This is a genomic window from Pseudomonas sp. P116 (assembly GCF_020149425.1).
In the GTDB taxonomy this organism is placed as follows: Bacteria; Pseudomonadota; Gammaproteobacteria; order Pseudomonadales; family Pseudomonadaceae; genus Aquipseudomonas; species Aquipseudomonas anatoliensis.
This window is the reverse complement of the sequence record NZ_JACVHB010000010.1, coordinates 59914-73394: the sequence shown is the minus strand read 5'-3', so window position 1 is coordinate 73394 and position 13481 is coordinate 59914. Positions and strand designations below refer to the sequence as shown.

13 protein-coding genes are annotated in these 13481 nt (G+C 60.5%); 1 reads left to right on the top strand and 12 read right to left on the bottom strand.

Features of this window, described 5'->3' with window-relative positions; translation table 11 throughout:
• Nucleotides 1-76: 76 nt before the first annotated feature.
• The 7 genes from ICA15_RS26880 to ICA15_RS26850 form a co-directional block, all read right to left on the bottom strand.
• A complete protein-coding gene (locus ICA15_RS26880) occupies nt 77-1045 on the bottom strand; it encodes a FecR domain-containing protein (protein ID WP_210555195.1) in 969 nt (322 codons plus the stop codon).
• A complete protein-coding gene (locus ICA15_RS26875; RefSeq protein WP_210555196.1) occupies nt 1042-1548 on the bottom strand; it encodes a sigma-70 family RNA polymerase sigma factor in 507 nt (168 codons plus the stop codon). The genes ICA15_RS26880 and ICA15_RS26875 overlap by 4 nt, the downstream gene beginning before the upstream one ends.
• A 96-nt stretch (nt 1549-1644) precedes the next feature.
• Nucleotides 1645-2568, bottom strand: coding sequence for a LysR family transcriptional regulator (locus ICA15_RS26870; RefSeq protein ID WP_150618210.1), 924 nt, complete (start codon nt 2566-2568; stop codon nt 1645-1647).
• Nucleotides 2569-2680: 112 nt separating this feature from the next.
• Complete coding sequence (locus tag ICA15_RS26865; protein WP_042562036.1) at nt 2681-3391, bottom strand: SDR family NAD(P)-dependent oxidoreductase; 711 nt, start codon at nt 3389-3391, stop codon at nt 2681-2683.
• A 49-nt stretch (nt 3392-3440) separates the two neighbouring features.
• Entirely contained in the window at nt 3441-4097 is a 657-nt protein-coding gene (locus tag ICA15_RS26860; RefSeq protein ID WP_210555197.1) for a DsbA family oxidoreductase, read from the bottom strand.
• Nucleotides 4094-4309 (bottom strand): tautomerase family protein, encoded by a 216-nt coding sequence (locus ICA15_RS26855; protein ID WP_042558834.1) that lies wholly within the window; start codon nt 4307-4309, stop codon nt 4094-4096. Before ICA15_RS26855 ends, ICA15_RS26860 begins: the two co-directional genes overlap by 4 nt.
• Before the next feature lie 255 nt (nt 4310-4564).
• Nucleotides 4565-5260 (bottom strand): tRNA (adenine(22)-N(1))-methyltransferase, encoded by a 696-nt coding sequence (locus tag ICA15_RS26850; RefSeq protein ID WP_210555198.1) that lies wholly within the window; start codon nt 5258-5260, stop codon nt 4565-4567.
• Nucleotides 5261-5513: 253 nt separating this feature from the next.
• On the opposite strand from ICA15_RS26850, the gene ICA15_RS26845 reads away from it, so the two are divergent.
• A complete protein-coding gene (locus ICA15_RS26845; RefSeq protein ID WP_210555199.1) occupies nt 5514-6443 on the top strand; it encodes a Gfo/Idh/MocA family protein in 930 nt (309 codons plus the stop codon).
• A gap of 424 nt (nt 6444-6867) precedes the next feature.
• Here the strand turns inward: ICA15_RS26845 and ICA15_RS26840 are convergent, their stop codons facing one another.
• The 5 genes from ICA15_RS26840 to ICA15_RS26820 all read right to left on the bottom strand — a co-directional run bounded on the left by ICA15_RS26840 (nt 6868) and on the right by ICA15_RS26820 (nt 13361).
• On the bottom strand, nt 6868-8133 hold the full coding sequence (locus tag ICA15_RS26840) for an NAD(P)/FAD-dependent oxidoreductase (RefSeq protein WP_210555200.1): 1266 nt from the start codon (nt 8131-8133) through the stop codon (nt 6868-6870).
• Nucleotides 8123-9715, bottom strand: a complete 1593-nt coding sequence (locus tag ICA15_RS26835; protein WP_210555201.1) for an aldehyde dehydrogenase (NADP(+)) — start codon at nt 9713-9715, stop codon at nt 8123-8125. Before ICA15_RS26835 ends, ICA15_RS26840 begins: the two co-directional genes overlap by 11 nt.
• A gap of 67 nt (nt 9716-9782) precedes the next feature.
• Entirely contained in the window at nt 9783-10730 is a 948-nt protein-coding gene (locus tag ICA15_RS26830; RefSeq protein WP_210555202.1) for a dihydrodipicolinate synthase family protein, read from the bottom strand.
• 55 nt (nt 10731-10785) lie between these two features.
• Complete coding sequence (locus ICA15_RS26825; RefSeq protein WP_210555203.1) at nt 10786-11712, bottom strand: 4-hydroxyproline epimerase; 927 nt, start codon at nt 11710-11712, stop codon at nt 10786-10788.
• 23 nt (nt 11713-11735) lie between these two features.
• The gene (locus ICA15_RS26820; protein WP_210555204.1) at nt 11736-13361 is read right to left on the bottom strand and encodes an APC family permease; all 1626 of its coding nucleotides are present in this window, start codon (nt 13359-13361) and stop codon (nt 11736-11738) included.
• Nucleotides 13362-13481 lie beyond the last annotated feature (120 nt).

The following is a 13481-nucleotide window of genomic DNA, read 5'->3' as shown; positions in this document are numbered from 1 at the left end:
GTGTCAGGAGATAGGTGGGATGAGAAATGAAAACCGGACACAAACGAGAACGATTTTCAAAAAAAATGTTCGCCCATCACTTTTTACTGATCAGGGTCAGCCAAGGGCCGTAGCGATCCACGCGAATCGGCAGGGTTTCGGCCAAGGCGCTGAAGGTGCGCTCGGCGTCATCCAGCGGGAATACGCCCTGCACCCGCAAGCCGCGAATATCCGGGGCCAGGCGTACGAACCCACGATGGTAAGGTCGCAGCGCAGCGACCACTTCTGCCAGTGATTCATCCAGTACATTCAACTTGCCGCTCAACCAGTCGGCGCGCCGACGTTCATCGCCGCTGGCCAGCGTGATGCCACGCGAGGAGAGGACCGCCGCCTGACCTTCCTTGACGATTTGCGTTGTGCCGTTGAACAAACGGGCTTCAACCGAATGCTGCAACACCACGAGGCGACTGGCGTCCGGTTCCTGGGCCACCAGAAAACGCGTGCCCAGTGCACGCATTTCGCCTTCGGCGGTGCGCACGACCAAGGGCCGACGAGCATCTGGCGCGACATCAATTACCAATTCACCATGACGCAGGATGATCACGCGTTGCGCGTCATCGAAGCGCAGATCCACCGCACTGTCGGCGTTCAGGCTCAGGCGACTGCCATCGGCCAGGTTGAAGTGCTGCCGCTGGCCGCGCCCGGTGTGCAGGTCCGCCAGCAGCGTTTCACCCAAGCGGGTTTTGCTGCCCAGCAGCAGACCACCGCCGAGCAGCCCGAGACCGGCGATGACGCGCAAGGCATCACGCCGCGAAGCCTGCGGCTGCAACAGAATCTGCCGGGCTTCACCGGCCTGGCCGGGCACGCGTCGATCCAGTGCGCGAACCGTGTTGAACGAACCGCCGAGGCGTTCCTGCAAGGTGTCCCATGCCTGTCTGTGCGCAGAATCCATTGCCAGCCAGGCGTTGAAGCGTTCGTTGAGCGCAGTGTCAGGCGTGCCGGCGCGAAGCTTGACCATCCAGTCGATGGCTTGCTCGCTGACAGGGTCGAGGCGGGTTTTGCTCACGGTGCCATCTCGCACAAATAGCATTGGCGCAACGCCTGTTTCATGTAGCGACTGACAGTGCGCTCCGACAGCCCGAGTTTCTGCGCAATCGCCACGTAACTCAGGCCGTCCAGTTGGCTGTAGAGGAAGGTGGTTTTGACGATCAACGGCAAACCGTCGATGGCGCGGTCGATCGCGACAAGGGCTTCGATCAATTGCAGTTGTTCTTCAGGGGAGGGCGCCAATGCTTCAGGCAGAGCGGACAACCGCTCAAGGTAGGCCAGTTCCAGCTTGCGCCGACGATGACGATCAAAGATCAGCCGGCGCGCGATGGTCGACAGGTAAGCACGCGGTTGCTCGATGCTGTCCGGATCAACGCGTGCCGCCATCAGCTGGCAAAACGTATCGGCGGCGGTGTCCTCGGCGTCCGCGTGGTTGCGCACATGACGATTGATGTGCTGCAACAACCATCGATGATGATCACTGAAAAAGTATCCCAGCTTGCTGGACGGAGGAGATTGCACTGGTGAGCTTTCCAGATGTTAGTGAGAATCTCTCTCAATACTACCTGTGTGGCCAGAGCCAGTGCAATCAGTCTGTAGCGCCCGGCGCATTCACCGCTAAAGCGCCGCCCATTGATCGCGGTATTGCAGCAGAAAATCGACGAAGGCGCGCACGTGTTGGGGCACGTAGCGCCCGTGCGGATACAGCAAGGTGTAAGGCCTGGAACGACCTTTATAGGGCTGCAGGACCTCGACGAGGCGGCCGTCCGCCAATTCCTGTTCGACAATGAATTTGTAGGTCTGGAACACCCCGGCACCATGCTTGGCCAGCGTCACGCCTCCGAGCACATCGTCAGAGCAGGAATAACCGCCGTCCGAAATAATCTCGCGATCGCTGCCATTTTCCTGAAACAGCCAAGAAATCCGCCGTCCGCTGCTGGGCAGTTCGAACTGGATGCACTCGTGTTCCGCCAGATCCTCCAGCGTCTGCGGCGTACCGGCCTTGCGCAGATACTCGGGCGAGGCGACCACCACCAGTTTGGCGTCCTCTAAAAGGCGCGCAATCATCGTCGAGTCGGGTTGGGCGCGCACGCGGATCGCCAAGTCGTAGCCCTCCGCGACGAAGTCGATGTTGCGATTACCCAAGTGGATATCGACGGTGACGTCGGGGTGCAGCGCACGAAACTTTGGCAGCAGCGGCAGGATGCGGTGATGCCCGTAAGTGGTCGGCAGGCTGATGCGCAATCGTCCTGAGGTACTTGTCTGTGCGCCCATGACCTCTTGTTGAGCTTCGACCAGTTGGGTCAGCGCCTGGCTGCACTGGACGAAGAAGTTTCTACCGGCCTCGGTCAAGCGAATGCTGCGCGTGGTTCGCGCGAAGAGCCGAGCACCGAGCCGTTGTTCCAGACGCAGAATCGACCGGCTCACCGCCGCCGGTGTCACCCCGGCGAGCTGCGCAGCCGCAGTGAAGCTGCCCGCTTCGGCGGCGAGGCAAAAGAGTTCGATACTGCCTAACTGCAAGTCTTCAAAGTGGCGCTTCATAATCGATTACACCGAGGCTCAACGGATATTTCATCCCGGTATTTACCACAACAAACGGCACCGCCGGTATAGACCGACGGTGCCGTTTGTTGTGGCAAGGACAGCGGCTGGATCAATGACCCGCGCTCTGGCCGCCGTCGACGTGCAGGATCTCGCCCGTGACAAAGTTCGCGTTATCCAGATAGAGGATCGCTTGCACGATGTCATCAATCTCGCCCATATGGCCAACCGGGTGGAGATTGCCCAGCGCTTCGTGGGTTTCCACGCCGTGCATTGGCGTCTTGATGATGCCCGGCGAAACCGCGTTGACCCGAATGCCGCGCTTGGCGTACTCGATGGCCAGCGATTTGGTTGCCGCGTTGATGCCACCCTTGGTCAGCGAAGCGAGCACCGAAGGCACGCCGTCAATCGCGTGGTCGACCAGGCTGGTGGTGACGCTGACGACATGGCCGCTACGGTTTTTTTCCATCTCGGCAATGGCCAGTTGGGTGATGTAGAAGAAGCCGCTCATGTTGGTCGCCACGACCTGGGCGTAGTCTTCTTTGCTGTAATCGGTGAACGGCTTGGCGACGAAGATGCCCGCGTTGTTGACCAGTGTGTCGATGCGACCAAAGCGTGCAACGGCTTCACGGATAACCCGCTCGGCGGTTTGCGGATCAGCGATGTCGCCAGCGACGGTCAGAATATCCGGGTCTGACGACGGTTTGACGGAGCGAGACGTCGCGACAACCTGATACCCGCGATCGCGAAAACCCTTGACCAGGCCAGCGCCAATGCCTTGCGAGGCGCCGGTAACCACTACAACTTTATTGGAAGTGCTCATGATGAATTCCTCATTGAATCGATAGGGATTGAGTAGAAAAATCTGCAAATCAGGCCTGAGAGGTCTCTCGTGCCGCCTGCCGTAACGCTTGCTGGTATTCGGCGACCGAGTGCGATCCGGACATCAGTTCTCGGTCATTGAGCACCATTGCCGGGACCGAGTTGATGCCTCGTGCCTGGTAAAACCGCTGAAGCTCGCGGACCTCCTGACTGAACTCGCCGCTCGCCAATACTTCTTGCGCACGCCGGGTGTCGAGACCGACTTCGCCCGCCAGATTCACCAGCGTTTGCGCGTCATCCGGGTTCTTGCCGTCGGTGAAGTAGGCTCGCAACAGAGCTTTCTTCAGTGCGCGTTGACGGCCTTCGATGTGTGCCCAAAACAACAGGCGATGCGCATTGAACGTGTTGAAAAAATGACTGCGTTTTTCCAGATCGAAAGTGAACCCGATGTCTTTGCCGCGTTGAATGATCATCGCGTTGCGCTCTGCCACTTGCTGAGCGCTACGGCCATATTTGCGCATCATGTGCTCGACGGCGTGTTCACCGGCGGCCGGCATATCCGGGTTCAGTTCGAACGGTTTGTAGGTCAGTTCAACATCGATCTCACCGGCCAGATTCGCAATCGCTTGCTCAAGTGCCGTAGCGCCCAAGGCGCACCATGGGCAGACCACATCCGAGACGAAGTCGATTTTTACCGTGCGGCTCATGACTGTTCGTCCGCTAGCTGCTGGCGGTACTCGGTGGTGGTGATACCGGCGTAACCCCAGTTATCCGTGTCGACTTCTTCAATCACGATGTGCGTGAGTTTTGGGTCCTTGTTGAGTACTCGCTCCATCGTTTCGGTGATCTCTTTGATCACCTGGGCTTTTTGCTCGCGAGTGACGCCGTCACGGGTGATGCGTACGCTGATGAAAGGCATTGGAGTAACTCCATTAGCCAGCCTGTCAGGATGATGGGCTGCTGTTGGAGTGAACTTTAAGAAGTGGCGCGTGATTGATAAATACGCCTTGAGGTACTTCATTTGTGATGTGGTGTATCAAATCGAAAGGAGCGAACCCTGCGGGATTCTTCCACTGAGGGCGATAGCGGGGGGGAGTCATTCAGAAGCCTTGGTCACAACGGATGTGCGCCCAGGATGGAAGCGAAGCGATCAGTGCTGTCAGGCGTCCGCCATTCAAGCCAATAAATCGGTGATCCATTGCGCCTGTTGCGCGATCTCTTGAACTTTCGCTTCGGGCAACGCCTGCCGCGCTCGGGCGAACTGGCTCAGGGTCTTTTGTTTCTCGCGAAGGATGCGCTGCCACTTGCTCAGGAACGCCGGGCTGCGCGCTTGCATCTGCAGTGGCCCGAAGTACAGCTCTGGCCCCGTGTAGGCGACGGGGTCTGCACGCTCGGCCACAATGATTTCGTAGTAGAAGCGGTTCTCCCATAGCAGTTCTTCGCAGAGGATGCGGTAGCCGTTATTCATCAGCCATTGGCGCAGGGGTTGCTCGCCGCCGTTGGGTTGCAGGATCAGGCGTTCGGCGCCGCTCAGCTGCGCTTTGCCGCTGTCGAGAATGTCGCGGATGGTTTCGCCGCCCATGCCGCAAATGCTGATCGCGGTGATTCCATCGCCAGGCTCGATTGCCGCCAGGCCGCTGGCATGACGCACGGTGATGTGCTGTTCAAGATCGTTCTCGCGCACCGTGCGTTCAGCCGAGCGGAACGGCGTCAACGCCACTTCGCCAGCCACTGCCGCTGCAATCACGCCACGGCGCATCAGCGCCACCGGCAGATAGCCGTGATCCGAGCCGATATCGGCCAGTCGCGCGCCGGCGGGCACGTGCGCCGCCACGCGTTCCAGGCGCATGGACAATGTGTGTTCGTTCAACGACAACCCCTGTTCAACACTGACCTGCGGCACTGATGGCCGCAAAAGGGGTGCGACTTTGTCGAGCTACGCGTTGCCTGTCAAATCCCGGCGACAGGGGCCACGTTGCGACCCGGACGTGAAGTCGTGAATTACCGAGCAATGCTTGCCTGATCCTGTGCGTCGTTGTGACGTTGCACCGACAGACGGGCGCGGCGTTTGCGGGTAATCTTCCGGCTCGCTGACTAAAACAAGACAAAAACAGGAGTCATTGATGCAACCGATCCGTCTCGGTCTGGTGGGCTACGGCAAGATTGCCCAGGATCAACATGTCCCGGCGATCAACGCCAATCCCGCATTCCAGTTGGTGTCTGTCGCCACACAGGGCAAGCCTTGCGCCGGCGTGGAGAATTTCCAGTCCCTGAGCGAGTTGCTCGCCAACGGCCCGCAAGTTGATGCGATCGCGTTCTGCACGCCACCCCAAGGGCGCTTTGCCTTGGTGCAAGAGGCGCTGGCTGCCGGCAAACATGTGCTGGTGGAAAAGCCGCCGTGCGCCACATTAGGTGAGGCCATGGCGTTGGTCAGCCTGGCCGGGCAGCAAGGCGTCAGCGCGTTGTTCGCCTGGCATTCGCGCTACGCCCCCGGCATTGCCGCCGCCCGCGAGTGGCTCGCCACGCGCACTCTGCAAAGCGTGCAGATCGACTGGAAGGAAGACGTGCGCAAATGGCACCCCGGCCAGACCTGGATCTGGCAACCGGGCGGTTTGGGCGTATTCGATCCGGGCATCAATGCTTTGTCGATTGCCACGCACTTGCTGGCGCTACCGTTATTTGTCGAGTCCGCCGAACTGCGCGTTCCCGAAAACTGCCAGTCACCGATTGCCGCGTCGATCAAAATGTCAGACGCGCGCCACCTCGATGTACGCGCCGAATTCGACTTCGACCACGGCCACGACGAACTCTGGAGCATCGAGATTCGTTGCGCCGAAGGGGTGTTGCGACTGGACAACGGCGGCGCATTGTTGAGCATTGACGGCGTGCGCCAGCCCGTTTCGGAGGAGGGTGAATACGCGGCGGTGTATCGGCACTTCCAGCAACTGATCGGTGACAAGAGCAGCGACCTTGACCTGCAACCGCTGCGGTTGGTGGCGGATAGTTTCTTCGTCGGCAGTCGCGTCTCAGTCGCCCCGTTCTACGACGCATAATTCCTGCAGGAGCTGCCGAAGGCTGCGATCTTTTGATCTTTCATTCCATCAGGCTTGCTGTGGACTGAACAAAAAAACCGCCGTCCCGGATGATCGGGACGGCGGTTTTTCATGTCAGACGAAAAGGTGATTTCCGCCCCTCACACAAGTCATTGTGGCAAGGGGCTTTAGCGAAACGTCGCACCGCCCCGATGGCTGCGCAGCAGACCCAAATCAGCAGCTCCAGTACAACCGATGAAACCCCATTGTGGCGAGGGGATTTATCCCCGATGGGCTGCGCAGCAGCCCCAAAACCAGTCACCGCGAACTTGCAGGAATACCGCATGCTCGGGTTTTACGACTGCTGCGTAGCTGATCGGGGCGGTGCGACGTTTCGCTAAATCCCCTCGCCACGGCGACGCGCTTCAGCGCATTTGACGCGAGATCAGAAGCGCGCCAGTCGATAGGCCTCTTTGCCTGGCAGGTCTTTCGGCGATTTTGTGGTTACCGCCCCCACCATCCCCACAATCATCTCCGCCGTCACCGCCGCCTGCGTCAGCCCCAGATGTTGATGCCCAAACGCAAGCAGCACCTTGCCACCGCACACCTGATCAATCACCGGAAGCGAATCCGGCAATGACGGTCTGAAGCCCATCCACGGTGTCGCCGCTTCAGCACTCAGATCTTTGCGGAACAGCCCCTGGCTCAACCGATGCAACTGCCACGCGCGTTCCATCTTCGGCGGCTGTTCAAGGCCTGCGAACTCAACTGTACCGGCCAGCCGCAGTCCCTCGGACATCGGCGTCATGATGAACTTGCGTTCCATGGAGGTGACGGGGAAGGGCAGTCGGCCGTGTTCCTGGGGCAGCATCAAGTGATAACCGCGTTCGGTGTCCAGCGGCACGGTTTTACCGGTCAACGCGGCCGTGAGTTTGGCCGAGTGCGCGCCGCAGGCGATCAAGACGCGGCTCGCGGTCACACCACCGTTTCCGGTGATCAGTGAAACGCCGTGCTCCTGAACATATCCGCCCTGAACCTGCTGCTTCACAAAATTTACGCCGCTGGCCTTGGCTGCGTTAACCAACTCGCAAACCACGCGATAAGGATCAATGAAATGCCCGGTGCGCGGAAAGAACAGACCACCCTTTATCTGCTCGCTGAGTTGCGGCGCGGTGTCGCGAATCGCATCTGCCTGCCAGAAATCGACGGGTACCTGCTGCTGATGCAAGCGTGCCTGAAGCGCTTCGATGGCCCGAAGTGATTCCGCACGTTCGAATACCAGCAGTGAGCCGTCGACTTTCAGCAGGTCGGGACGCTCGATATCGCTGAGCAAGCGATGCCAGGCATCGAGGCTGCCTTCGTTGAGCGCACGCAAACCGGCGACGGTTTTCTGAAAGGGCTCCGAGCGCAGATTCAATAACAACCGTGTGAACCAGGGCAGAGCGCGGGGCAGGTATTTCCAGTCCAGGCGCAACGGCCCCATCGGGTCCATCAACATGGCCGGCACGCGCTTGAGTATCGATAGATCTGCAATCGGAAACACTTGTTCGGTCGCCAGATGCCCGGCATTGCCGAACGATGCGCCGTGGCCCGGTTCCTGTTGGTCGATGACGACAACTCGCAAACCCTGGCGAGCCAGACGCAATGCGCAGGCAACGCCGATGATCCCGGCGCCGACCACAGCGATATCGTGCGAGGCGTTATTGGGCATTGTTCTGCGCTTCCCTTTGCCCGTCGAGCAACCGTCGCAACCCCAGCGGATTGGCCTGTTTCAGCGCGCCAGGCAGCAAGCTGTCCGGGAAGTCCTGATAACAGACCGGGCGCAGGAACCGCTGGATCGCTGCGGTGCCGACCGACGTTGTGCGCGAGTCGGACGTGGCCGGAAACGGTCCGCCGTGAACCATCGCCTCACACACCTCGACGCCGGTAGGCCAGCCATTGACCAGCAAGCGACCGGTCTTGCGCTCCAGTGTCGGCAACAATGCGCGGGCCTGCTCAAGGTCTGCGTCGTCAAGGTGCAACGTGGTGGTGAGTTGGCCTTCCAGGTGTTCGATCACTTGACGGATTTCATCGTCATCGCTGCATTGCAAAACCAGCGACGCCGCGCCAAACACCTCTGCCTGAAGACTGTGATCGGCCAGAAAATCCCTGGCCTGAGTGACGAACAGCCGGGCCTGACACTGATTTGGTCCTGTACTCATCTGACCCTCGGCGCACAGTTGCGCGCGCGGGTTTTCAAGCAACGCATTCACGCCAGCCTCATAGGCATTGAAGATCCCGGGCGTCAGCATCGTTTGCGCCGGGCTGTGTCGTAACCGTTCGGCAGCGGCCGCGATAAAGCTGTCCAGCGCGGGGCCCTTACGCGCAATCACCAGCCCGGGATTGGTACAGAATTGCCCGGCCCCTAGCGTCAGCGAAGCAACGAAGCCTTCAGCGAGCGCTTGCGCGCGATTGTGCAACGCCGCCGCAAACAGCAACACCGGATTGATCGAGCTCATTTCCGCATACACCGGAATCGGCTCCGGCCTTGCCTGCGCTGCTTGTACCAGTGCCAGACCACCGCTGCGCGAACCGGTAAAACCCACGGCTTTGATGCGCGGATCGGTGACCAGCGCAATGCCCACTTCACGCCCGGAACCGTACAGCAACGAGAACACGCCCGGTGGCAGACCACAGGCTTTTACCGCCCGCGCCAGCGCATGGCCGATCAGCTCACTGGTGCCGGGATGCGCGCTGTGCGCCTTGACGATTACCGGACATCCGGCGGCCAGTGCCGAAGCCGTGTCACCGCCGGCCGCGGAGAACGCCAGCGGAAAATTGCTCGCGCCAAACACCACCACCGGGCCCAGCGGTACCTGACGTTGGCGCAAGTCCGAACGCGGCAGTGGCTGACGTTGCGGTTGTGCGGTATCGACGCGCACGTCCAGCCATTCACCGTTGCGCACCGTGCGCGCAAACAGACGCAGTTGCTGACAAGTACGCCCGCGTTCGCCGAGCAGACGCGCACGGGGCAGACCGGTTTCTGCGGCGGCGCGGTCGATCAGTCCATTGCCAAGGGCTTCGATTTCGTCGGCAATGGCTTCAAGAAATTCGCTGCGGGCATCCAGCGTTGTTTCGCGATAGCTGTCCAGCGCCGCCCAGGCCAAGGCACAGGCCTGTTCGACATGCGCGGCCGATCCGCCGGCATAGGCAGGTTCCAGCACGGTATTGGTGGCCGGGCCGATCCCGCGAATGGCTTCACGATTGCCCGCAATACGTTGCTGCCCGATCAGCATGTGGCCCGTCAGAGTCATGGTGTCTTCCTGATGAGAAAAAAGCGCCCGCCGCAAAAACCGGCGGGCGAGAAAGCGACGTAAGGGGTCAGGCGAAGTTCTGCTCTGCCGACCAGTTTTCGTACCAGTGGCGGAACAGCGCGTACTGGTTTTCGGCATAGCGGCGCTGGGAGTCGCTCAACGCGTCGGTGTCGTTGAAATGCAGGGTGTATTCCTTGTCGCCGTTGAGCACCATCAGGTGTTTGTAATACAGCACCAGATCACAGCCCTCGTCGAACGACGACAGCACTGCCAGTGCCGATTCCAGCTCCCGCGCCTGACGCCGCGCCTTGGCATCACCCTTCGCCGCTTGCTTGCTCAGGGCCACCAGTTGCAGCACTTCGCGGGGCAGGGCATTGCCGATGCCGGTGATCGCGCCGGTGGCGTTGCAGTTGACGAAGCCATGCACCACTTGAGTGTCAACGCCGACCATCAGGGTCACTCCGTCATCCTTGGAGGTGATGTTCTCGGCGGCGTAACGCAAGTCGGCGCCGCCGCCGAACTCCTTGAAGCCGATCAGGTTCGGGTACTCGCGGCGCAGCTCGAAGAACAGATCAGCGCGGGTGGCGAAGCCGTAGTAGGGGCTGTTGTAGATCACCGCCGGCAAGTTCGGCGCGGCTTGCAGAATCGCGGCAAAGTGGGCCTTCTGCGCGGCGGCCGAAGCGCCCCGGGACAGCACGCGTGGAATCACCATCAAGCCTTGCGCACCGACTTTTGCCGCGTGGGCTGCATGGGCAACGGCTTCACGGGTATTCACCGCGCCGGTGCCGACAATCGTCGGGATGCCCGCGGCCACCAGCCGCGCCACGCCTTCCTGGCGCTCGGCTTCGGTCAGCAGCGGCCAGTCGCCCATGGAACCGCAGTACACGACAGCGCTCATGCCGATATCGATCAACTCGCGACCCTTGGCCACCAGTGCGTCGAAATCCGGTTTGCGCTGGGCGGTGCACGGGGTCATCAGGGCCGGCATGCAACCGGTGAAGATGTTGTCGCTCATTGTTTTAACTCCTTGGCACATCATTCGGATGGGTTTGAAAAGTCGACGCGGTGGCTCAGATGCCCCACGCGAACGGGTCTGTTTCGTCGATCAGCAGCGTGCTGTCGGCGGTCATGTAAGCGCGGCCGGTGATGTACGGGCGAATGCGTTCGCCGTGCCATTCAAAGCGGCCTTCGAACTGGCTGCCGGTGATGCTTGCCTGCACCCAGCGCTCGCCGGGTTGCAATTTGTCATCAGCGGCCAGGCACGCGAGTTTGGCGCTGGTACCCGTGCCGCAAGGGGAGCGGTCATAGGCCTTTCCGGGGCACATGACGAAGTTACGGCTGTCGGCGTCGGGGTCATCGGCGAACAGTTCGATGTGGTCGATCACGGCACCGTCTTCGCCATAAATGCCCTGATCTTCGAGAGCCTTGAGCATCGCCCAGGTGTAGGCGGTGAGGTGCTCGACGTTGTCCATCGACAGGTTCTGGCCGTGTTCGGACACCAGGAAAAACCAGTTGCCGCCATAGGCGATGTCGCCAGTCACGCGGCCGAAACCGGGCACGTCCACCGGCACCTGTTTGCGGTAGCGGTAAGACGGCACGTTGCCCAGCGTCACCATGCCGTCTTCATGCAGCGTCGCGCTGACTGGGCCAACGGGCGTATCGATCTTGTGCACGCCCGCAGTGATCTGCCCCAGGTACTGCAACGAGTTGATCAGGCCAATGGTGCCGTGGCCGCACATGCCGAGATAACCGGCGTTGTTGAAGAAGATCACGCCGCAGGTGGCGTCCGCCGATACTGGCGCGCAATACAGCGCGCCGACCAGCACATCGTTGCCGCGCGGTTCCAGCAAGCAGGCGCGGCGCCACTGATCATGCTGATTGCGCAGGGCATCGCGTTTTTCCGCCATGGTGCTGCCGGGCAATTCGGGGAAGCCGTTCATCACCAGACGCGTGGGCTCACCCCCCGTGTGGGAATCGATAACGTGTACTCGTTTCATAAAAGGTGCCCCTTTGGCTGATTTCAGTAGGCGCCAGCAGGGCGCGCGTTCACGGTGGCGGCGGCGGAGGCGACTTCGCTTTCTTCATCGTCCTCTTCAAGACGCAGCAGGTGTGCCGGCACGCCCGTGGCGGCGCCCCAGTAGTAAATGCCGGTGGCACACGCGGCCACGACGATTGTGTCGAAAGGGTGGGCGAGAATGCCCAGGCCGCCGAAGGTGCCGAGCTTCGACAGCACGATGGTGATGGCGTAGAAGGCGATCAGCCACGCCGAAGAACGAACCTGGCGGGCCAGACTCAGGTGCGCGGTTGGCACGAAGCGGCCGCACAACAGGTACACGACAAACATCAGGATTTGCAGGCCAAGCAGCCACGAAACGGTGTTCCAGCCCGACCAGTAGACGATCAGCGCAGCGATGATGAACGACACCGGCCCGAGCACACTCATGTACTTGACCCTGAACGGTCGCGGCATGTCCGGCGCATTGCGGCGCAGCGCCGCCACCGTTACCGGCGCTACGGCGTAGCTCAACACCAATGCGGCGGAGACCACGTTGATCAACGCTTCCCACGACGGGAACGGCAGGGTCCAGAACACCGACAGCGCAAACGTCAGCCACAGCGCCGGGCGCGGAATACCGGACTTTTCATCGATGTGGGTGAAGACTTTGAAAAATGTACCGGTCTGCGCCCAGCCGTAGATCACCCGAGGCGTTGCGTTCATGTAGATGTTGCCGCAGCCGCTCGGCGAGATCACCGCGTCGGCCACGACCAGATAGGCCAACCAGCCCACGCCCAGTGCCAGCGCGATGTCGCGATACGGCAGGGCAAATTCCTTGCTGACACCGGCCCAGCCGTTGGCCAGCATTTCTGTCGGAATGCTGCCCAGGAAAGCCATTTGCAGCAGTACGTAAATCAGGGTCGACAGCAACACCGAAAGGATCAGTGCGATGGGAATCGTGCGCTGTGGATTCTTCACTTCACTGGCTACCGAGATGATCGGAGTCAGCCCCAGATAGGCAAAAATGATCCCGCCCGCCGAGACTGCCATCTCCACCCCCGACAGGCCGAAAGGCGCAAAACCCTGTACCTGAAAGTTCTCCGGTTTGAAGAAAGTGAACAGCACACCGATCACCAGCAGCGGCACGATGAACTTGAAAATACTCACCAGATTATTGGCCTTGGCGAAGGTCTTCACGCTGCGATAGTTGAGCACGAAGAACAGGCAGAGCAGACCAAACTGCACCAGCCAGCCGAGCAAGGTCGGATCACCGCTGCCGCTTTTGGTCAGGCCGGGAAACCACGCCGCGGCGTATTGGCGCGAGGCAACCACCTCGATCGCCACCAGACTGGAAAACGCGATCAGGGTGATGAAGCCCATCAGGTAACCGAGCAGCGGCCCGTGGGAGTAAACCGGATAACGCACCACGCCGCCGGCGCGTGGCAGTGCGGCGCCGAGTTCGCAATAAACGATGCCCAGCAGCAACACGGCGAAGCCGCCCAGCAGCCAGGAAAAAATCCCCGCCGGCCCGGCGATGGCGGACACATGACTGGCCGCGAACAACCAGCCCGAGCCAAAAATCGCACCGAGGCCGATAAACGTGAGATCAATCAGTGATAGCTGTTTTTTGAACTTGCCTTGACCAGACATGGCGTTGCCTTCTTGTGAGTTATTGGATAGGCAGTTGTGTCACTGGGACGGCCAGACTTTGAACTGATCGGCGTTCGCACGATTGATGTTTTGCGGCGCGATCGATGACGAAATCGGCAC